This is a genomic window from Enterobacter sp. UPMP701, from assembly GCF_053709515.1.
In genome coordinates, this window is record NZ_JBSKJN010000001.1 from 89,008 (window position 1) to 109,065 (window position 20,058).

16 protein-coding genes and 1 CRISPR repeat array are annotated in these 20,058 nt (G+C 55.7%); of the genes, 9 read left to right on the forward strand and 7 right to left on the reverse strand.

Annotated elements, in window-relative coordinates; translation table 11 throughout:
• Positions 1-4: 4 nt before the first annotated feature.
• From csy1 to cas6f, 4 genes are read left to right on the forward strand one after another with little or no spacing between them, the layout of a single operon-like run.
• Complete coding sequence (gene csy1, locus ACWKXT_RS00420) at positions 5-1,315, forward strand: type I-F CRISPR-associated protein Csy1 (RefSeq protein ID WP_454531402.1); 1,311 nt, start codon at positions 5-7, stop codon at positions 1,313-1,315.
• A complete protein-coding gene (csy2, locus tag ACWKXT_RS00425) occupies positions 1,312-2,247 on the forward strand; it encodes a type I-F CRISPR-associated protein Csy2 (protein ID WP_454531403.1) in 936 nt (311 codons plus the stop codon). Before csy1 ends, csy2 begins: the two co-directional genes overlap by 4 nt.
• Positions 2,248-2,261: 14 nt before the next feature.
• On the forward strand, positions 2,262-3,260 hold the full coding sequence (csy3, locus tag ACWKXT_RS00430; protein WP_454528937.1) for a type I-F CRISPR-associated protein Csy3: 999 nt from the start codon (positions 2,262-2,264) through the stop codon (positions 3,258-3,260).
• A 9-nt stretch (positions 3,261-3,269) separates the two neighbouring features.
• Positions 3,270-3,824: a type I-F CRISPR-associated endoribonuclease Cas6/Csy4 gene (gene cas6f, locus ACWKXT_RS00435; protein WP_454531404.1), complete on the forward strand. Its 555-nt coding sequence runs from the start codon at positions 3,270-3,272 to the stop codon at positions 3,822-3,824.
• Between the two features lie 21 nt (positions 3,825-3,845).
• Here the strand turns inward: cas6f and ACWKXT_RS00440 are convergent, their stop codons facing one another.
• The 7 genes from ACWKXT_RS00440 to trxB all read right to left on the reverse strand — a co-directional run bounded on the left by ACWKXT_RS00440 (position 3,846) and on the right by trxB (position 11,494).
• Positions 3,846-4,319, reverse strand: a complete 474-nt coding sequence (locus tag ACWKXT_RS00440; protein ID WP_454531405.1) for an RES family NAD+ phosphorylase — start codon at positions 4,317-4,319, stop codon at positions 3,846-3,848.
• A complete protein-coding gene (gene parS / locus ACWKXT_RS00445; RefSeq protein ID WP_217479915.1) occupies positions 4,316-4,759 on the reverse strand; it encodes a type II RES/Xre toxin-antitoxin system antitoxin in 444 nt (147 codons plus the stop codon). The genes ACWKXT_RS00440 and parS overlap by 4 nt, the downstream gene beginning before the upstream one ends.
• A 234-nt stretch (positions 4,760-4,993) precedes the next feature.
• A CRISPR array of direct repeats spans positions 4,994-5,440; the repeat unit is 28 nt; unit sequence GTGCACTGCCGTGCAGGCAGCTTAGAAA.
• A gap of 231 nt (positions 5,441-5,671) precedes the next feature.
• On the reverse strand, positions 5,672-5,890 hold the full coding sequence (infA, locus tag ACWKXT_RS00450; protein WP_002211347.1) for a translation initiation factor IF-1: 219 nt from the start codon (positions 5,888-5,890) through the stop codon (positions 5,672-5,674).
• Between the two features lie 284 nt (positions 5,891-6,174).
• On the reverse strand, positions 6,175-6,879 hold the full coding sequence (gene aat / locus ACWKXT_RS00455; protein WP_454528941.1) for a leucyl/phenylalanyl-tRNA--protein transferase: 705 nt from the start codon (positions 6,877-6,879) through the stop codon (positions 6,175-6,177).
• A gap of 45 nt (positions 6,880-6,924) precedes the next feature.
• Positions 6,925-8,646: a heme ABC transporter ATP-binding protein/permease CydC gene (gene cydC / locus ACWKXT_RS00460; RefSeq protein WP_454531406.1), complete on the reverse strand. Its 1,722-nt coding sequence runs from the start codon at positions 8,644-8,646 to the stop codon at positions 6,925-6,927.
• Positions 8,646-10,412 (reverse strand): heme ABC transporter permease/ATP-binding protein CydD, encoded by a 1,767-nt coding sequence (gene cydD, locus ACWKXT_RS00465; RefSeq protein ID WP_454531407.1) that lies wholly within the window; start codon positions 10,410-10,412, stop codon positions 8,646-8,648. Before cydD ends, cydC begins: the two co-directional genes overlap by 1 nt.
• A gap of 113 nt (positions 10,413-10,525) precedes the next feature.
• On the reverse strand, positions 10,526-11,494 hold the full coding sequence (gene trxB, locus ACWKXT_RS00470) for a thioredoxin-disulfide reductase (RefSeq protein WP_047368204.1): 969 nt from the start codon (positions 11,492-11,494) through the stop codon (positions 10,526-10,528).
• Positions 11,495-12,038: 544 nt separating this feature from the next.
• Between trxB and lrp the strand changes: the two genes are divergently transcribed.
• The 5 genes from lrp to serS all read left to right on the forward strand — a co-directional run bounded on the left by lrp (position 12,039) and on the right by serS (position 19,850).
• Positions 12,039-12,533: a leucine-responsive transcriptional regulator Lrp gene (lrp, locus tag ACWKXT_RS00475; RefSeq protein WP_000228469.1), complete on the forward strand. Its 495-nt coding sequence runs from the start codon at positions 12,039-12,041 to the stop codon at positions 12,531-12,533.
• A gap of 135 nt (positions 12,534-12,668) precedes the next feature.
• Positions 12,669-16,370 (forward strand): DNA translocase FtsK 4TM domain-containing protein, encoded by a 3,702-nt coding sequence (locus ACWKXT_RS00480; RefSeq protein ID WP_454531408.1) that lies wholly within the window; start codon positions 12,669-12,671, stop codon positions 16,368-16,370.
• A 127-nt stretch (positions 16,371-16,497) separates the two neighbouring features.
• Positions 16,498-17,112: an outer membrane lipoprotein chaperone LolA gene (gene lolA, locus ACWKXT_RS00485; protein WP_014883204.1), complete on the forward strand. Its 615-nt coding sequence runs from the start codon at positions 16,498-16,500 to the stop codon at positions 17,110-17,112.
• Between the two features lie 9 nt (positions 17,113-17,121).
• Positions 17,122-18,465, forward strand: a complete 1,344-nt coding sequence (gene rarA, locus ACWKXT_RS00490) for a replication-associated recombination protein RarA (protein WP_080327710.1) — start codon at positions 17,122-17,124, stop codon at positions 18,463-18,465.
• 92 nt (positions 18,466-18,557) lie between these two features.
• Complete coding sequence (gene serS, locus ACWKXT_RS00495; RefSeq protein ID WP_454528945.1) at positions 18,558-19,850, forward strand: serine--tRNA ligase; 1,293 nt, start codon at positions 18,558-18,560, stop codon at positions 19,848-19,850.
• The last annotated feature ends 208 nt before the right edge of the window (positions 19,851-20,058 follow it).

A 20,058-nucleotide genomic window follows, 5' to 3' on the forward strand; every position in this document is an offset into this window, starting at 1 on the left:
AAGTATGTCAGTTGAAGCACTAAGCGCTTTCATCGCTGAGTACATTGCCGGACGACGGCAAGCAAAGCTGGAAGCATGTGGTAAAGAGGCCGCAAAGCGCAGCGATACAGATAGCGCAACGCTTGCGGCAGAACGCCGGGCACTGGAGCTTCGCTATGAACCGAAAGCATGGCTGACGGATGCCGCGAAGCGAGCCGGGCAAATTAACCTCGTGACCCATGCGGCGAAATTTACCCACGGGGATTCAAAGAGTAGCAGTATTTACAGCGAGGCAGTGGCGAAGGAAGGGTATCTCAGCACCGCTGCGTTGTCAGGTCTGGAACCGGATGCGGTGGGTAACGCCGCTGCGCTGGACATCGCGAAACTGCTGCAAACGCGGACAGAAGATGGCGATTCTCTACTGGCTAGCCTGAAACGTGGCGATCATGCTGCGCTGGCCGCTTTTACCAATGACGCGAGTCAATTGAGTGAGTGGATTGCGGGATTTTCCCGCGCCTTAACGCCTGGAGAGCCTGCTTCACATAAGCTGGCGAAACAGAGTTATTTTCCGGCTGGTGGTGATTACCATCTGTTAAGCCCGCTGTTTGCCACCTCGCTTGTTCACGCGATGCATCAGAAAATGATTGCCTTCCGTTTTGGCGATGAGGTTAAAGCCATCTGGAAAGCCAGGCGCGAGAAAACCTGGCATCCTGCTTCGCTGACACTTTTCCCGGATTCAGCAGAAATACACTTCGGTGGCACTAAACCGCAGAACATTTCCTATCTCAACAGCGTGCGCGGCGGACGGAGCTGGCTACTTTCCTGCCAGCCGCCGCGGTGGAAAAGAGCAGAAAAGCCGCCTGTGAGTTTACGTTCTGTTTTCGCCTGGGGGGGGCAATTTGACCGCCGGGCGAAGAGCCACATTCAGCTGCTTGTTTCCCTACTGACGAAAGCGGGTGATTACACCAATTTTCGTATTCGTGAAGCCCGCGATGGCTACATCAATATGATTATCGATCTGCTGTTTGAGATCGCATCTGAATTTCAGCGTGAAACCGCGCAGAACTGGACGTGCAATTGCCCGGATCTGAAACCACATCAACAGCTCTGGCTCGATCCCTGGCGCACAAAAACAGACGAAGCCTTCCGTCTTGAACGAGAAAAAGACGACTGGCAGGACGCTGTGGCCGAAGATTTTGCCCTGTGGCTGAACGCCCGTTTGCGGAAGCCGATGCCGGATTTAGGTGCTGTAGAAAAACGAGAATGGGAAACCCGCGAACGTTTACGGGCCAACCTCCGCGAGATGGAAAAAATTATCCAGGAGGCGCTGAAATGAGCTCACTGATCCTGCTTCGCCGTGTGAGAGTTGAAAACGCCAACGCGATTGCTGGCCTGACCTGGGGTTTTCCCGCCATCACCCATTTCATGGGATTTTCTCATGCGCTGTCTCGCAAACTCACTGAAACGCACGGGCTGCGCATTGATGGCTGCGCCGTCGTGAGCCACGAACACCAGATCCACGCGCATACGTCTGGTCGTGATTATCAGTTCGCCCTGACGCGTAACCCCCTTACCCGTGAAGCGAAAACGGCCTCTTTTAATGAAGAGGGGCGCATGCATATGACGGTGTCACTGCTGCTGGAATGCCACGGGGAAATCCCCAACGGTGAATACGGGCAGCGCGATCTCGCCGAGTTGCTGTCTCAGGTATGCCCGACGCTTCGACTGGCGGGGGGAATCATCGTCGATATCCAGAATATTTCGGTTATGACGATGCCTGCCAGCGCTCAGGAAATGGGCCGACTACAGTGGCAATTGATGCCGGGTTTTGCCCTGCGCGATCGCAGTAGCTGGCTGGCGGAACATCATCACACGCTTCTTGAAAACGACCCTAACGCCACGCTGCTTGACGCCTGGCTCGATTTCGCTTCGTTGAAAATGCAGGCTGAAACGCCGGAGGACGGCAACATATCCGAAGGCGAGCCAGCAAACTGGCACTACGTCCCCAAACCTAAGCCCGGCTATCTGGTGCCATTAATGACAGGTTACCAGCGCATCTCTGAACTCTACGCGCCCGGTGTCGTGGCAAACGCGCGCGATGCAAAAACGCCCTTCGCGTATACCGAAGCGGTGCATGGCGTGGGCGAATGGTGCAGTCTGCACCGGATTCAGTCTTTAGACGACATTTTCTGGCGTTATCACACGACAGAAACAGGTTACTACTGTCAGGGCGCGGGCGCGCCGGTGACATCTGAACATCTTAATTAAAAAAGGACTTATCTATGGCAAAGGCTCCAACTGCCGTTAAAACGGCATCTGTACTGGCATTTGAACGTAAACTGGCAACCTCGGATGCGATGATGTATTCAGGAAGCTGGGAGGGAGAGACCTGGCAACCGATTCGTATTCAGGAAAAAGCGGTGCGTGGTACCATTTCTAACCGTTTGAAAAACGCGCTCACCAACGATCCGGCGAAACTGGATGCTGAGATCCAGAAAGCGAACCTGCAGCGAGTCGATGTGGCGGCACTGCCTGCTGGTGCGGACACCCTGAAAGTGAAATTTACCCTGCGCGTGCTGGGTAACCTGTCGACGCCGTCTGTGTGTAACGATCGTGCCTATCAGGATGAACTTCAGCAGGTTATCGACGGCTATATCAGTGAACACGGTTTTGCAGAACTGGCGCGCCGCTACGCAACCAACCTGGCTAACGGCCGTTTTTTATGGCGCAACCGCGTCGGTGCAGAAAAAATTATCGTGACCGTGACGGGCAGTAAGTCGTGGACGTTTGATGCATACAGCTATGCGCTGCGAGATTTTTCTGCCAGCGACGAGAGCCTGAACGCACTGGCGCAAGAAATCGAAAAAGGGCTTAGCGGTGAAGGATTTGTTCTCTTGAACGTCGAAGCGCAGGTGCTTCTCGGTGCCGGACAGGAGATCTTCCCGTCGCAGGAACTGGTTCTGGACAGCAACAGCAGCAAGAGTCGCCTGCTGTATCAGGTGGATAATGTGGCAGGCATGCATTCGCAGAAAATCGGTAATGCCATTCGAACTATCGATACCTGGCATCCTCAGGTAGATGCACTGGGCGCTATCGCCGTGGAACCTTACGGCTCAGTCACCAGCCGCGGTGTGGCTTGTCGTCAGCCGAAAGAGAAAATGGACTTCTACACCTTGCTGGATAACTGGGTGACGAAAGGCCAAAAGCCTGACGTTGAACAGCAACATTACGTGATGGCCGTGCTGATCCGCGGCGGCGTCTTCGGTGAGAAGGGCGAGTAAGGAGTGGCTATGGATCACTACATTGAGATCCGCGTCCTGCCCGACCCGGAGTTCAGCGAGGAGATGCTGATGACCGCGCTGGTGGCTAAGCTGCATCGTGCGCTGGGTCAGCGGGGGAAGGGGGATATTGGCGTTAGTTTCCCTGCGCACGGCATTAAGCCTGGTCCGGTGTTACGCTTGCATGGTACTCACCCGGCGTTAAGCGAACTCGAATCACTCATATGGCGAAAAGGATTGAGCGACTACTGCATGTCCTCGGACATCCAGCCCGTGCCTGTCGTCAACCAGTGGCGCTGCGTGAGCCGCGTTCAGGTGAAAAGTAGCACGCAGAGGCTCATGCGACGCTCGGTGAAAAAGGGATGGTTAACCGAGGAAGAGGCGCAACAACGTCTTCTGACGATGCAGGAAGCGAGAACGGATTTACCCTGGCTTAACCTGCGCAGCCTCTCTTCGGGCCAGTCTTTTAAACTCTTTATTCGCCACGGTGATTTGCTTTCTGCGCCTGCCACCGGCATGTTTACAACCTACGGGCTCAGCGCGACGGCGACGGTTCCCTGGTTCTGAGAAGCATAACCGCATCAGCGTTCAGGGTGCGGTTTTTTCAGCCAGGCGGGAATCAAAAATAAAGGGCAACTGCTGAACTGAATCGAGCGACGAGTGAAATGCAGGATGTAAGGGGTTAAGGATGGCATTGTTTTCATAAGGGATGATGCAGGAAGGTAAGATAAGCGCGAGGGCACTGTTAGCCTGTAACCAACCGGTTCCCAGATCCATTGTTGATACCGGCGCTGGGTTTTCCTGCCAGTCCTCGGGTAGCCACGCTTTATCCAGGTAATCAATCTGGTCATCCGGGATATCGATGCTGAAAAGCTGGTACTGATTCAGCACGGTATCTTTTTTAACGTGGACTAAAATCTCCAGTGACGCCAGCGAGATGGTGGTGGACACATACACGGCAGGATGTCCTTTATGGTTCCAGCGTCCGCCATACTGGTTTGCGCCACTTCCACTCCACGCTTCGCTGGCATAACGTCCCGTCACCAGCCGATAAAAAATCATGCGAACACTCCGTGCTCCAGTCGACCAATCAAGTCGGTGACTTCCAGAGCACCGGTTTCCGTGGCAATCAGGTCGACAGGTGCCACATTCCCAAGCCCGCGCACCGGTGCTTGCAGCCAGTTCCATGCCTCTTCTTTACTGCCAAAATAATCGACGGCTGCATCCAGCACCCGTACGAAACGGGCCACGCGTTCGCTCTCATCCGGCGTTAGCGTCCGTCCCGCGCTTTTGCGACGAGCCACGTTACGCTCATTAATCCCTGTGACGCGCAAAATATCTGCTTTCGACATGGCCGTCCACTCGTGGATATTGTCGAGGACGCTGACGGGTAAGCCCTGGTTGAGATACTCAATCAGCCGCATACCTCTGTTTGCAGGTAAACCGGCGTAGCGCCATAGTGCGTTATCAGCAGGTTTCTGCGCGGGGATCCAGGTTCTCATGCTTTCTCCTGAGTAATGTCATTTGTCATGGTTAAGTATAGCCATTTGTCGGGAGGAGTGAAATGAGTGTTTTGTATGCATAGGGAAGAGAAAAGGGCATTTGACCCTAATTTTTAGTGAATTTGTAATGTATTGATTTTAAATGGGAAATTTTGGTGGGTGAAAAAGAGGGTAAGAGAAGGGTTTTTAGCTTTTTTTGTATGAAAATCATAATGGTGTGGGGATATTATTCCAGTGCACTGCCGTGCAGGCAGCTTAGAAATGGAGGGTTTATGTCACCAGTTATAAATCACAGTGCACTGCCGTGCAGGCAGCTTAGAAATGCTCCATGTCCCGTTGATGTAGTTATAGGTTGTGCACTGCCGTGCAGGCAGCTTAGAAAATTGACCCGCAGGCAACAAACAGCGACGAAAGGTGCACTGCCGTGCAGGCAGCTTAGAAACGATGGAAGGTGAACAATATCATTACCTTTTTGTGCACTGCCGTGCAGGCAGCTTAGAAAGGAGCTGCTTTGCGCTAATGCCGCTAGAACATGTGCACTGCCGTGCAGGCAGCTTAGAAAATTGCCGAACAGACTGGTCGAAATTTTAGTGAGTGCACTGCCGTGCAGGCAGCTTAGAAATTTGACTAAGTTCAAAAAACTGTTCGACAGTGTGCACTGCCGTGCAGGCAGCTTAAAAGCTCTGCCGTGACCCACTATTGCGAGAGAATTCATACACTGCCACACACGCAGCTTAGCAAAATAGAAAATAAGGCTTCACCCCCTTACTTCCTACACTGTCGAACAGACAGCCTCGACGCTCAAACGAACCGCCAAATAATTGTTCAAATAATCAACTGCACCATCAAAAAATAAGGCCGGGAATATCCCGGCCTTATTTAAGATTCATCTGCCATTACAGGCGAAAACAATTAGCGACTACGGAAGACAATGCGGCCTTTGCTCAGGTCGTACGGGGTCAGTTCAACAGTCACTTTGTCGCCCGTCAAAATGCGGATGTAGTTTTTGCGCATTTTACCGGAGATGTGCGCAGTTACCACGTGACCGTTTTCCAGCTCTACGCGAAACATGGTATTAGGCAACGTATCAAGTACGGTACCCTGCATTTCAATATTGTCTTCTTTGGCCATCTAATCCTCTGGGGTATCACTACCAAGTTTTGAACCGGCAAGATAATGCCGAAATTCATCAATTAAGTAAAGAATTGCGCGATTAAAACGCAGCAAAACAGTTTCGGCGCATTGCCCAAGCGTCACGGTACAACCGAACAGGAAGCGCATTCGTAAAGGGGAGACGACAGGATAAACGTCAGGACGTTATCTGAAGCGAGGGTCCCAAACGGCGGCGGGGCAACAGGCAGAAGCTACTCTGCGGCATAATTATAACACCCTCACAAAAAATATGCGGAAAACATTTAGCTATTGGGCATAAAGAGCGTTCCGGGTATCCAGAAGTCGTGCGGGAGCTTCTCCTGACGGCAGGCATCCAGATGCTCGATATATTGACGTCGCGGGATGTCCACGGCACCGAGGGAGGCCGTATGTTCATTAAGGACCTGGCAATCGATCAGGCGTCCGCCGCGTTGGGCAAACGTCCGGGAGAAGACCAGCAGCGCGGTTTTCGAGGCGTTAACCGCACGGGAGAACATCGACTCGCCGCAAAACAACGTTCCTTGCGCCACGCCGTACATCCCGCCAACCAGTTCACCCTTTTCCCAAACCTCAATAGAGTGGGCGTAGCCAAGCTCATGGAGCTGGTGGTAGGCGTTGATGATATCGCGAGTGATCCACGTTCCCTCGTGACGGTCTTCGGCACACCCTTCGATCACCTGCCCAAAAGCGTGGTTCAGCGTGACGCGGTACGGTGATTTGCTATGGAAACGCTTCATGCTGCGGCTCAGGTGAAACTGCTCTGGCCACAGCACGGCGCGCGGGTCGGGAGACCACCATAAAATTGGATCGCCGGGAGAAAACCACGGGAAGATGCCGCGCTGGTACGCCATCAATAGCCGTGCAGGGCTAAGGTCACCGCCAAGGGCCAGCAGCCCGTTGGGCTCACGCAGTGCACCCTCCGGCGAAGGGAACGCGATGTTATGACGAGAAAGCTGGACCAGGCGCATGACAGCAAAACTCCAGTACGCGAGTGAGGACGCTACAAATATAGTCTACAGACGCTGTTTAAACTGGTAGTAGCGACCCTGTTTCGCCAACAGCTCTGCGTGACTACCTTGCTCAATAATGTGTCCGTTGTCCATCACAATTATCCGATCAAAACTCGCCAGACCGCGCAGGCGGTGTGTCACCATCAGTACGGTTTTGCCGGTCATAACATTCGCGAGCAAATCAAGAATTTGGCTCTCGGTTGTCGCATCAAGCCCTTCGGTCGGTTCGTCGAGCAGCATTAATGGCGCATCATGCAGCAGCGCACGCGCAATCGCCAGGCGGCGCAGCTCTCCGCCGGAAAGCTGACGGCCGCCTTCACCCAGCCAGCTGTTCAGCCCTTCGTCCTCAAGCAGCTTTTGCAGCCCGACCTGCTCCAGCATGGCGCGCAGCGCATCGTCTGACGCTTCCGGCGCGGCCAGCAGCAGGTTATCGCGCAGCGTGGCGCTAAAGAGGTGTACGCGCTGCGGAACGACGCTGACGGTCTTACGGAGTGCCTGTTCACTGAAATCTGCCAGCGGAGTCTCGTTAAAACGAATCTGACCGTGCTTCGGATCCCAGGCGCGCGTCAGCAGCTGCAACAGCGTCGACTTACCGCAGCCGGTGCGGCCGAGGATCGCAATCCGCTGTCCTGCATTGACTGACAGATTGATACCTTCCAGTGCGTTCTGCGCCTGTTTGTCGTAGGTGAAGGTTACGTCATCAAGGGTCAGCGCAACCAGCTCAGGCACCGCAGTTTGCCTGGTACTGAACGTCACTTCAGGCTCCTGCTCGGCAATCTGGGTGATGCGCAGGGCAGAGGCGATCACCTGCCCCAGATGCTGGAAAGCGCCCGTGACCGGGGCCAGCGCTTCAAAAGCGGCCAGCGCACAGAAAACGAAGAGGGCAATAAGAGGGCCTGGCTGTGTGTTACCGCCGACATTGCCGGAAGCCAGCCACAGCATGGCGATCACCGCCACGCCGCCGATCAACATCATCAGCGCCTGGGAAAAGGCCGTCAGTTCCGACTGGCGGCGCTGGGCCTCATGCCAGTTCAGCTCGGTACTTTCCATGCGCGCGCGGTAGCGCTTACTGGCACCAAAAATGGTCAGCTCTGCCTGCCCCTGAAGCCAGGAGGTCAACTGCTGGCGGTAATCTCCGCGCAGACGCGTCAGGTTTTCCCCGGTGGATTTCCCGGCACGGTAAAACAGCGGCGGCAGAATGATGAGTGTCAGCAGCATGATCCCGCCCAGCGTCAGCGCAACGGGAACATCCAGAACAGAGAGTCCCAGCGTGACCACCACAATCACCACAAACGCGCCCACTATCGGGGAGATCACGCGCAGGTACAGGTGATCGAGCGTGTCGACATCCGCAACGACGCGGTTCAGTAACTCGCCCTGACGAAAACGCGCCAGCCCGGCAGGGGAGAGGGGAAGCAGTTTGCTGAAGGTGTAAATACGCAGGTGCTGCAGGACGCGGAACGTCGCGTCGTGGCTGACCAGCCGCTCGAAATAGCGTCCGGCAGTACGGGTAATCGCCGTACCGCGCACGCCAGCCGCGGGAAGCATATAGTTGAAGCTGTATAACCCGGCGAATCCCGCGACGGCAGAGGCCGACAGGAACCAGCCGGAAAGCGTGAGCAGGCCGATACTGGCGAGCAGCGTCACAATTGCCAGCACAATGCCCAGCGTCAGCATCCATTTGTGGCGTTTATAGAGCGCAAGATAAGGCAGCAGAGCACGCATCAGATGTCCTCCTGACGGTTCGCCAGCAGGGCGGCAAATGGCCCCTGCGCGGCAACAAGAGAGGCGTAATCGCCTTGCTCAACGATACGACCGTTTTCCATCACCCAGACCTCATCCCAGTCAGCAATACCTTCCAGCTGGTGGGTGACCATCAGGGTGGTTTGCTGCCGCGAGGCGGCGTTCAGCGTCTCCATCACGCGCTGCTCGCTGTGGGCATCCAGGCTGGCAGCGGGTTCATCCAGCAGCATCAGCTGGCTCGGGTTAAGAAGAGCCCGGGCCACGGCCACGCGCTGGGCCTGTCCGACCGACAGACCGGCAGACTGGTCACCGACGACGGTATCCACCCCTTGCGGGAGCTGCGGCAGAAACTCGCTGACCCACGCGCGGTCGAGAACCGAGTGCAGCTCATCTTCACGCGCGTTCGGGCGCGCCAGAAGGACGTTTTCTCGCAGCGTAGAGGCCGGAAGCTGCGGGTTTTGTCCGACCCAACTGAGTTGTTTACGCCAGACGTCTGGATCGAGGTCGCGTAGTTCGGTTTTGTTTACCCGCAGCGAGCCGGTGTAGGCCATAAAACCGGCTAAGGCGTTCAGCAGAGAACTTTTCCCGGAGCCGCTGGTGCCGACCAGCACCACGCGTTGTCCGGCAGATAAGGTAAAGTTCAGCGGACCCGCGAGCACTTTGCCTTCGGGTGACAGAATGGAAAAGTCCTGCGCTTCAATGGTCACGGGATCGTTGGCATTCAGCGTCACGTCACCCCGTTCCGGATGCGCCAGCGGCGTTTCCAGGAACGTTTTCAGGCTATCTGCCGCGCCAACCGCCTGCGCTTTGGCATGATAAAAGGTTCCCAGATCGCGTAGCGGCTGGAAAAATTCCGGGGCCAGGATCAGCGCCAGGAAACCGGCAGAAAGGGTCACTGCCGTGCCGTAATGGCCGAAATCCAGCGCGCCAAGATAGGAAAAGCCGAAGTAGACCGCCACGAGGGCAATCGACAGCGAGGTAAAGAATTCCAGCACGCCGGAAGAGAGAAAAGCCAGGCGTAACACTTCCATCGTGCGCTGGCGGAAGTCCTGCGACGCCCGGCGAATGTTTTCAGTTTCCGCTTCGCCGCGGCCAAAGATGCGCAACGTCTCCATGCCGCGAAGACGATCCAGGAAATGGCCGCTTAAGCGCCCCAGTGCCAGAAAGTTACGACGGTTGGCATCTGCTGCCCCCATCCCAACCAGCGCCATAAACAGCGGGATCAGTGGGGCAGTGCCCATCAGGATCAGCGCAGCCATCCAGTTAACCGGGAAGATGGCAATAACAATCAGCAGCGGAACGAAGACGGCAAGGGCCATCTGCGGCAGGTAGCGCGCATAGTAGTCGTGCATATCGTCTATCTGCTCAAGGATCAGCGTCGCCCAGCTTCCGGCTGGTTTACCCTGGATCCACGCAGGTCCGGCTTCCTGAAGGCGATCGAGCACCTGACGGCGGATCTCGTAGCGGATATGTTGTCCGGCGTGGAAACCGACACGTTCACGCAGCCATACCACCCAGGCACGCAGGACAAAAATCAGGATCAGGACAATGAAGGGCAGCAGGAGCGCTTCGCGGGGGATGTTCTCCATGATCATATGATTGAGAATGCGGGCCAGCAGCCATGCCTGGGCAACAATCAACAGACCGCTAACGAATCCCAGGACACGGGAGATCGTAAGCCAGCGGCGGGAAAGAACGCTTTGCTGTTTCAGCCAGCGTGTTAACTCTTGTTGACGGGTTTTTTCCATTGCGTACTTTGCAGGTGACGTTATTAGAGTTGGGCAGCGCAATGTTACAACGGAGAGACAATAAAGGCGACTTATCGCCGCCTTTATTTACGTTTGTTACTGACTTGTAAAGATTATTTCCCTTGTTCAGCCAGTCCATCGAGGTAGCGTTCTGCATCCAGCGCGGCCATACAACCGGTGCCTGCAGAGGTGATCGCCTGACGGTAAATGTGGTCCATCACGTCGCCAGCTGCAAACACGCCCGGGATGCTGGTTTGAGTCGCGTTACCGTGGATGCCGGACTGCACTTTGATATAGCCGTTCTCCAGCTCCAGCTGACCTTCGAAAATCGCGGTGTTAGGGCTGTGGCCGATAGCCACAAACAGGCCTGCCACTTCCAGCGTTTCGACGTTATCGGTGTTCTGGGTATCGCGGATACGCAGACCCGCAACGCCCATCTGATCGCCGGTGACTTCTTCCAGCGTGCGGTTGGTATGTAGCACGATGTTGCCGCTCGCCACTTTATCCATCAGACGTTTGATCAGGATTTTCTCCGCGCGGAAGGTGTCGCGACGGTGGATCAGATGCACCTCAGAGGCGATGTTCGCCAGGTAGAGCGCTTCTTCCACTGCGGTGTTGCCGCCGCCGATAACCGCAACTTTCTGGTTACGATAGAAGAAACCGTCACAGGTGGCGCAGGCAGAGACGCCGCGGCCTTTAAACGCTTCTTCGGATGGCAGGCCGAGGTAGCGGGCTGAGGCGCCAGTGGCGATGATCAGCGCGTCGCAGGTGTATTCGCCGCTGTCACCCGTCAGACGGAACGGACGGTTCTGCAGGTCGACCTTATTAATGTGGTCGAAGAGAATTTCGGTTTCGAATTTGGTGGCATGCTCGTGCATGCGTTCCATCAGCAGCGGCCCGGTCAGGTCGTTCGGATCACCCGGCCAGTTTTCCACTTCGGTGGTGGTGGTCAACTGACCGCCTTTTTCCATCCCGGTGATCAGAACCGGCTGCAGGTTAGCGCGTGCAGCATAGACCGCCGCGGTATATCCCGCAGGTCCGGAACCAAGGATTAGCAACTTACTGTGTTTGGTCGTGCCCATGAGATCCCCATTGTTGTTGGCAGGCAATGGGCTGGATTGTAGGGAATTTGTTGCCGTAAAAAAAGAGCACTGGGATTTTGCTTTCGATATATGCAATAGCTGCGCCCGATGGATCTGACAAGATTACATCATGCCTGCTACTGAAAACCGCTCGTTTATAAGGCAGCAAAATGAGGATTAATACCCCTCCGAAATGAATATCCGGCATCTTGTACTAAAAAACGATGTTTTGCTTTGACAATCCCCTGCGCATTTGCGAAAACATTCAAGGAAGAAAAAAAACCGCGTTAACCGTATGCCGCATAGGCATGCACGTAAATGCCATTTTTACCGTGTCAGTGAAATCTACGCATGGCGTGGACAGACGCCATACGTGATGTCGGTGACAGCCTTCGGGCAGCGGTCTTCTTACCAACAGAACCCGAATCCGCATCGCGTCTAATACATAACCAGGCGATGTGATGACTAACGGGTACAGGCTCTGAACAGTGATGTGCACAGGGTCCAGGCAGGAGTAGGGAAGGAATACAGAGAGACAATAATAATGGTAGATAGCAAGAAGCGCCCTGGCAAAGATCTCGACCGTATCGATCGTAACATTCTTAATGAATTGCAAAAGGATGGGCGTATTTCCAACGTCGAGCTTTCAAAACGTGTGGGACTTTCCCCGACGCCGTGCCTTGAGCGTGTGCGCCGACTGGAAAGACAGGGTTTTATTCAGGGCTATACGGCTCTGCTGAACCCGCATTATCTGGATGCCTCACTTCTGGTATTTGTTGAGATTACTCTGAATCGTGGTGCGCCGGATGTGTTTGAGCAATTTAACGCCGCTGTACAAAAACTTGAAGAAATTCAAGAGTGTCATCTGGTTTCCGGTGATTTTGACTACCTGTTGAAAACCCGTGTGCCTGATATGTCCGCCTACCGTAAGCTGCTGGGGGAAACCCTGCTGCGTCTGCCAGGCGTGAACGACACCCGTACCTATGTGGTGATGGAAGAGGTCAAACAGAGCAATCGTCTGGTTATTAAGACGCGCTAACACGGAACAGGTGCAAAATCAGCGTAGTTTGATTACACTCCTGTTAATCCATACAGCAACAGTGCCGGGGAGCCCCGGCGCTGTTGTCCGTTTTAGCAAACAGGCAGGATATGCCTGATACCTGGAGAGCCTTTCTTGAGCCAGGAATACACTGAAGACAAAGAAGTCACATTATCGAAGCTAAGCAGCGGACGTCGTCTCCTCGAGGCTTTGCTGATTGTTATTGCCCTTTTCGCCGTCTGGCTGATGGCAGCCTTACTCAGTTTTAACCCCTCCGATCCCAGCTGGTCGCAAACCGCGTGGCATGAGCCTATACATAATTTAGGCGGCGTACCCGGCGCCTGGCTTGCGGACACGCTCTTTTTCATTTTCGGTGTGATGGCCTATACCATTCCCGTCATTATCATTGGCGGATGCTGGTTTGCATGGCGTCATCGTCAGAACGATGATTACATCGACTATTTTGCCGTATCCCTGCGCCTGATTGGCGCGCTGGCACTGATCCTCACCTCCTGCGGGCTGGCGGCGATTAACGCCGATGATATCTGGTACTTTGCCTCTGGCGGGGTCATCGGCAGCCTGCTGAGCTCTGCGCTACAGCCGATGCTGCATAGCAGCGGCGGCACGCTGGCGCTGCTGTGTATCTGGGCGGCCGGGCTGACGCTGTTTACCGGCTGGTCATGGGTGAGCATTGCCGAGAAGATCGGCAGCTTTATTCTCACCATCCTCACCTTCGCCAGCAACCGTACCCGCCGCGATGACACGTGGGTTGATGAAGAAGAATATGAAGATGAGTACGAAGAGGAAGACGATGCCCCGGTGCAGCGTCGTGAATCTCGTCGTGCCCGTATTCTGCGCGGTGCCCTGGCGCGTCGCCAGCGCGTCGCTGAAAAATTTGCCAACCCGCTAGGGCGTAAAACCGATGCGGCGCTCTTCTCCGGTAAACGTATGGATGAAGACGGGCAGGTTGAATACCGTGCGGCGGGTGCCGCCGTCGATCCTGACGATGTGCTTTTCTCCGGCAACCGCGCGATGCCGGGAGATTTCGATGAATACGATCCGCTGCTTAATGGTCATACCGTTACCGCGCCGGTTGCCGCTGCCGCTGCCGCAGCCGCAACGACCGCAGCGCAGGCGTATGCCGCGCCAGTTGACGCCGTGATGCCATCTGAGGCGGTTTCGCCGCCAGAATCCGTTATTCAGCAGCCTCAGGTTGCGTGGCAGACCGCACCGGGTGTGCACACGCCGGAGCCGGTTATTGCGCCTGAACCTGAAAGCTATATACCCGTGCAGCAGGCGCAGTGGCAGCAGCCTTATCAGCCGCCTCAGGCTGAGTATGAACCGCAGCAGTATGAGCCGCCGGTGTCCCAGCCGTATCAGGAATATGTGCCTGAACCGGTCGAGCCTGTGCAGCCTTATGTTGAGCCGCAGCCTGAACCGGAGGCAGTCGAAGAGGTGAAACCCTCTCGTCCGCCAATGTACTACTTTGAAGAAGTTGAAGAGCGTCGTGCCCGTGAACGCGAGCAGCTGGCGGCCTGGTATCAGCCTGTGCCTGAACCGGTGCAGGAACCTGCGCCAAAAGCCCCGTCGGTTTCGGTTCCACCAGTCGACCCGACGCCTGCTGTTGCACCCGTAGCGGATAGCGTGAAGCAGGCTACCGCTGCCGCTGCCGCAGCGGCACCGGTATTTAGCCTGGCAACGGGCGGCGCGCCGCGTCCTCAGGTAAAAGAGGGGATTGGTCCGCAACTGCCTCGCCCTAACCGCGTTCGCGTTCCAACGCGTCGTGAGCTTGCCTCTTATGGGATTAAGTTGCCTTCTCAGCGGATGGCCGAAGAAAAAGCGCGTGAGACGGACTATGAGGATGATGCTGACGAGATGCAGCAGGACGAGCTGGCGCGCCAGTTCGCTGCACAGCAGAATCAGCGCTATGGGGAAGACTATCAGCACGATGAACCGATGCTGGAAGACGAAGATGATGCGGCTGAAGCCGAATTAGCGCGTCAGTTTGCGGCAACCCAGCAGCAGCGTTACTCAGGTGAACAGCCTGCTGGCGCGAACCCGTTCTCATTGTCGGATTTCGAGTTCTCGCCAATGAAAGATCTGGTGGATGATGGCCCGAGCGAGCCTTTATTCACCCCGAGCGTGATGCCTGAAGCAGAACCTGTGCGCCAGCAGCCAGCGCCGCAGGCGCAGACATACGCGCAGCCGCAGCAACCTGTTCCGCAGCCGTATGCGCAGCCGCAGCAGCCACAACAACAGCCGCCGCAGTTCCAGCAGCCAGCGCCACAGCCGCAGGAGAGCCTGATTCACCCGCTGCTGATGCGTAACGGTGACAGCCGTCCGCTGCAACGTCCGAGCACGCCGCTGCCGTCGCTGGATCTGCTGACGCCGCCACCGGTTGAAGTTGAGCCGGTTGATACGTTTGCGCTGGAGCAGATGGCCCGTCTGGTTGAGGCTCGTCTGGCTGACTTCCGTATCAAGGCGGACGTGGTGAACTACTCACCGGGTCCTGTGATCACCCGTTTCGAACTGAACCTGGCGCCTGGCGTAAAAGCCGCGCGTATTTCCAACCTCTCCCGCGACCTGGCGCGTTCTCTGTCGACCGTTGCGGTGCGCGTGGTGGAAGTGATACCGGGCAAACCTTACGTTGGTCTTGAGCTGCCGAACAAGAAACGCCAGACCGTCTACCTGCGTGAAGTTCTGGATAACACCAAGTTCCGCGATAACCCATCCCCGCTGACTGTGGTGCTGGGTAAAGATATCGCGGGCGATCCGGTGGTGGCAGACCTCGCAAAAATGCCTCACCTGCTGGTCGCGGGTACCACCGGTTCCGGTAAGTCCGTCGGTGTGAACGCCATGATCCTCAGCATGCTCTATAAAGCGCAGCCGGAAGATGTGCGTTTCATCATGATCGACCCGAAAATGCTCGAACTGTCGGTCTATGAAGGCATTCCGCATCTGCTGACGGAAGTGGTTACCGACATGAAGGACGCCGCCAACGCATTGCGCTGGAGCGTCAACGAGATGGAACGCCGCTACAAGCTGATGTCGGCGCTGGGTGTGCGTAACCTGGCCGGTTACAACGAAAAAATCGCAGAGGCGGCGCGCATGGGCCGTCCGATCCCGGATCCGTACTGGAAGCCGGGTGACAGCATGGATGCCCAGCATCCGGTGCTGGAAAAACTGCCTTATATCGTTGTGCTGGTGGATGAATTTGCCGACCTGATGATGACCGTCGGTAAGAAAGTGGAAGAACTGATCGCGCGTCTGGCACAGAAAGCGCGTGCGGCGGGTATCCACCTTGTGCTGGCAACGCAGCGTCCGTCTGTGGACGTTATCACCGGTCTGATTAAGGCGAACATTCCAACCCGAATTGCGTTTACCGTTTCGAGTAAAATCGACTCGCGTACCATTCTGGATCAGGGCGGTGCTGAGTCGCTGCTGGGGATGGGGGATATGCTCTATTCCGGCCCGAACTCCACCTCTCCGGTGCGTGTCCACGGTGCGTTTGTTCGCGACCAGGAAGTGCACGCGGTGGTACAGGACTGGAAAGCGCGTGGACGTCCGCAATACGTTGATGGCATTACTTCCGACAGCGAAAGCGAAGGTGGCGGCGGTGGCTTTGACGGCGGCGAAGAGCTGGATCCATTATTCGATCAGGCGGTTAATTTCGTTACTGAAAAACGTAAGGCATCCATCTCTGGCGTGCAGCGTCAGTTCCGCATCGGCTACAACCGCGCGGCGCGTATTATCGAGCAGATGGAAGCGCAGGGCATTGTGAGCGAGCAGGGGCACAACGGTAACCGTGAGGTGCTGGCACCGCCGCCGTTTGATTAACCTTCAGCGATTGCAAAGAAGGGTAAAGCAGCAAAAATTAAGCATATTCTTCTGTCGCCTGCCTTCGGGCAGGTCCAGAATAGAAACGGAAACCCCATTTCGGGAAGACGTATTTTAAGGAATAACAATGAAAAAAATCGCCATCGCCTGTGCATTACTCACCAGTTTTGTTGCGAGCAGCGTCTGGGCTGATGCAGCCAGCGACCTTAAAAGCCGACTGGATAAAGTAAGCAGCTTCCACGCCAGCTTCACGCAAAAAGTGACTGACGGTAGCGGTAACGCGGTGCAGGAAGGACAGGGAGATTTATGGGTGAAACGCCCCAATCTGTTCAACTGGCACATGACTCAGCCGGATGAAAGCATCCTGGTGTCTGACGGTAAAACGCTGTGGTTCTTCAACCCGTTCGTTGAGCAGGCAACCGCGACCTGGCTGAAAGATGCCACCAGCAATACGCCGTTTATGCTGATCGCCCGCAACCAGGCCAGCGACTGGCAGCAGTACAATATTAAACAAAACGGTGACGAGTTTGTCCTGACGCCGAAAGGCAGCAACGGCAATCTGAAGCAGTTCACCATCAACGTGAGCACCAACGGTACCATTAATCAGTTCGGCGCGGTTGAGCAGGACGATCAGCGCAGCAGCTATCAGCTTAAGTCCCAGCAGAACGGCGCCGTTGACGCATCGAAATTCACCTTTACCCCGCCGCAGGGCGTAACGGTGGACGATCAACGCAATAAGTAAGAGGCGTGAGTGAGCAACCTGTCGCTCGATTTTTCAGATAATGCGTTTCAACCTCTGGCCGCTCGTATGCGGCCAGAAAATTTAGCGCAGTACATTGGCCAGCAGCATCTGCTGGCTGCGGGGAAACCCTTGCCGCGCGCTATAGAGGCCGGGCATCTGCACTCGATGATCCTCTGGGGGCCACCCGGCACCGGCAAAACAACCCTCGCTGAAGTGATCGCCCGCTATGCTAACGCGGACGTTGAGCGCATCTCGGCGGTTACCTCCGGCGTGAAGGAGATCCGTGAGGCGATCGAGCGCGCACGGCAAAACCGTAATGCCGGGCGCCGCACCATTCTTTTTGTCGATGAAGTCCACCGCTTCAACAAGAGCCAGCAGGATGCGTTCCTGCCGCACATTGAAGACGGCACGATCTTTTTCATCGGCGCCACCACTGAAAACCCATCGTTTGAACTCAACTCCGCGCTGCTTTCCCGCGCCCGCGTCTACCTGCTTAAATCCCTGACCACAGAGGATATCGAAAAGGTTCTGACTCAGGCGATGGAGGATAAGGCGCGCGGCTACGGCGGGCAGGATATCGTTCTACCGGACGACACGCGTCGGGCGATTGCGGAACTGGTCAACGGCGATGCGCGCCGCGCGCTGAACACGCTGGAAATGATGGCCGACATGGCCGAAGTGGATGATGCCGGAAAGCGGGTGCTAAAGCAGGAGCTGCTGACCGAAATAGCCGGGGAGCGCAGCGCGCGTTTCGATAATAAAGGCGACCGTTTTTACGACCTGATCTCGGCGCTGCATAAGTCCGTGCGCGGTAGCGCGCCGGATGCGGCGCTCTACTGGTATGCACGTATTATCACCGCGGGTGGCGATCCCCTGTATGTGGCGCGTCGCTGTCTGGCGATTGCATCAGAAGATGTCGGCAACGCCGACCCGCGAGCCATGCAGGTCGCTATCTCTGCATGGGACTGCTTCACCCGCGTCGGGCCAGCGGAAGGCGAACGCGCCATTGCGCAGGCGATTGTCTATCTGGCCTGCGCGCCGAAAAGTAATGCGGTCTATACCGCTTTCAAAGCGGCGATGTCGGATGCGCGCGAGCGCCCGGACTACGATGTGCCGGTTCATCTGCGCAATGCGCCAACCAAACTGATGAAAGAGATGGGTTACGGGCAGGAGTATCGCTACGCGCACGACGAGCCCAACGCCTACGCTGCCGGAGAGGAATATTTCCCGCAGGAGATGGCACAAACGCGCTATTATCATCCCACAAACAGAGGTCTTGAAGGCAAGATTGGTGAAAAGCTCACCTGGCTCGCCGGACAGGATCAAAATAGCCCTATAAAACGCTACCGTTAGTTCAATCGTTGCGGTAATGTTGGCAATGTATCCTTGTGGCCGCAGGCTGTGGTCACATTTTCCTATTTTAATTCGATAAGCACAGGATAAGCATGCTCGATCCCAATCTGCTGCGTAATGAGCCAGACGCAGTCGCTGAAAAACTGGCACGCCGGGGCTATAAGCTGGATGTAGATAAGCTGCGCGCTCTTGAAGAGCGTCGTAAAGTTCTGCAGGTACAAACTGAAAATCTGCAGGCAGAGCGTAACTCTCGATCGAAATCCATTGGCCAGGCGAAAGCGCGCGGGGAAGATATTGAGCCATTACGCCTGGAAGTGAACAAGCTGGGTGAAGAACTGGATCAGGCAAAAGCTGAGCTGGACGTTCTTCAGGCCGAAATTCGTGATATCGCTCTGGCTATCCCGAACATTCCTGACGACAGCGTGCCTGTCGGCAAAGACGAGAACGACAACGTTGAAGTGAAACGCTGGGGCACGCCTCGCGAGTTCGACTTCGAGGTGCGCGATCACGTGACCCTGGGCGAAATGCATGCGGGTCTGGACTTTGCTGCCGCGGTTAAGCTGACCGGCTCTCGCTTCGTGGTAATGAAAGGCCAGATTGCCCATCTGCACCGCGCGCTGGCGCAGTTCATGCTTGATCTGCACACCGAGCAGCACGGCTACAGCGAAACCTACGTTCCGTATCTGGTTAACCACGATACGCTGTACGGTACGGGCCAGCTGCCGAAATTTGCCGGCGATCTGTTCCATACCCGTCCCCTGGACGAGGAAGCAGACAGCAGCAACTATGCGCTGATCCCAACGGCGGAAGTGCCGCTGACCAACCTTGTGCGTGACGAGATCATCGACGAAGACGATCTGCCAATCAAGCTGACGGCACACTCACCGTGCTTCCGTTCTGAAGCTGGTTCTTACGGTCGCGACACCCGTGGTCTGATCCGTATGCACCAGTTCGACAAAGTTGAAATGGTGCAGATCGTTCGTCCTGAAGATTCCATGGACGCGCTGGAAGAGATGACCGGCCACGCGGAAAAAGTGCTGGAGCTGCTGGGCCTGCCGTATCGCCGTATGGCGCTGTGCACCGGTGACATGGGCTTTGGTGCCTGCAAAACCTTCGACCTGGAAGTCTGGGTGCCTGCGCAGAACACCTACCGTGAAATCTCCTCCTGCTCTAACGTCTGGGATTTCCAGGCGCGCCGCATGCAGGCACGCTGCCGCAGCAAATCTGACAAGAAAACCCGTCTGGTTCATACCCTGAACGGTTCTGGTCTGGCTGTAGGCCGTACGCTGGTTGCGGTGCTGGAAAACTACCAGCAGGCAGATGGCCGTATCGAGATCCCTGAAGTGCTGCGTCCATATATGAAAGGCCAGCAGTACATCGGCTAATTCTTTGCCTTACAACAAAAAAGCGCCATCGGGCGCTTTTTTTATGCCTCTGAATTGACACGACGCAATACCCCCTCCCTCTAAAGTAGTAATACTCCTCCGAATGAAAGTCAGCATAAAACGCTGATAACAAAAAAATTCGTTATTTATAAAACTATATAGCGGTTCGTGCCGCCTCTCTTTTCTTTGTGAGCAACCAAAGTGAGTC

Coding starts and splice junctions, on each gene's coding strand:
- csy2 (WP_454531403.1), top strand. CDS start 1,312: ATGAGCTCACTGATCCTGCTTCGCCGTGTGAGAGTTGAAAACGCCAAC.
- infA (WP_002211347.1), bottom strand. CDS start 5,890: ATGGCCAAAGAAGACAATATTGAAATGCAGGGTACCGTACTTGATACG.
- lrp (WP_000228469.1), top strand. CDS start 12,039: ATGGTAGATAGCAAGAAGCGCCCTGGCAAAGATCTCGACCGTATCGAT.
- cydC (WP_454531406.1), bottom strand. CDS start 8,646: ATGCGTGCTCTGCTGCCTTATCTTGCGCTCTATAAACGCCACAAATGG.
- ACWKXT_RS00440 (WP_454531405.1), bottom strand. CDS start 4,319: ATGATTTTTTATCGGCTGGTGACGGGACGTTATGCCAGCGAAGCGTGG.
- aat (WP_454528941.1), bottom strand. CDS start 6,879: ATGCGCCTGGTCCAGCTTTCTCGTCATAACATCGCGTTCCCTTCGCCG.
- parS (WP_217479915.1), bottom strand. CDS start 4,759: ATGAGAACCTGGATCCCCGCGCAGAAACCTGCTGATAACGCACTATGG.
- csy1 (WP_454531402.1), top strand. CDS start 5: ATGTCAGTTGAAGCACTAAGCGCTTTCATCGCTGAGTACATTGCCGGA.
- trxB (WP_047368204.1), bottom strand. CDS start 11,494: ATGGGCACGACCAAACACAGTAAGTTGCTAATCCTTGGTTCCGGACCT.
- lolA (WP_014883204.1), top strand. CDS start 16,498: ATGAAAAAAATCGCCATCGCCTGTGCATTACTCACCAGTTTTGTTGCG.
- cydD (WP_454531407.1), bottom strand. CDS start 10,412: ATGGAAAAAACCCGTCAACAAGAGTTAACACGCTGGCTGAAACAGCAA.
- serS (WP_454528945.1), top strand. CDS start 18,558: ATGCTCGATCCCAATCTGCTGCGTAATGAGCCAGACGCAGTCGCTGAA.
- cas6f (WP_454531404.1), top strand. CDS start 3,270: ATGGATCACTACATTGAGATCCGCGTCCTGCCCGACCCGGAGTTCAGC.
- csy3 (WP_454528937.1), top strand. CDS start 2,262: ATGGCAAAGGCTCCAACTGCCGTTAAAACGGCATCTGTACTGGCATTT.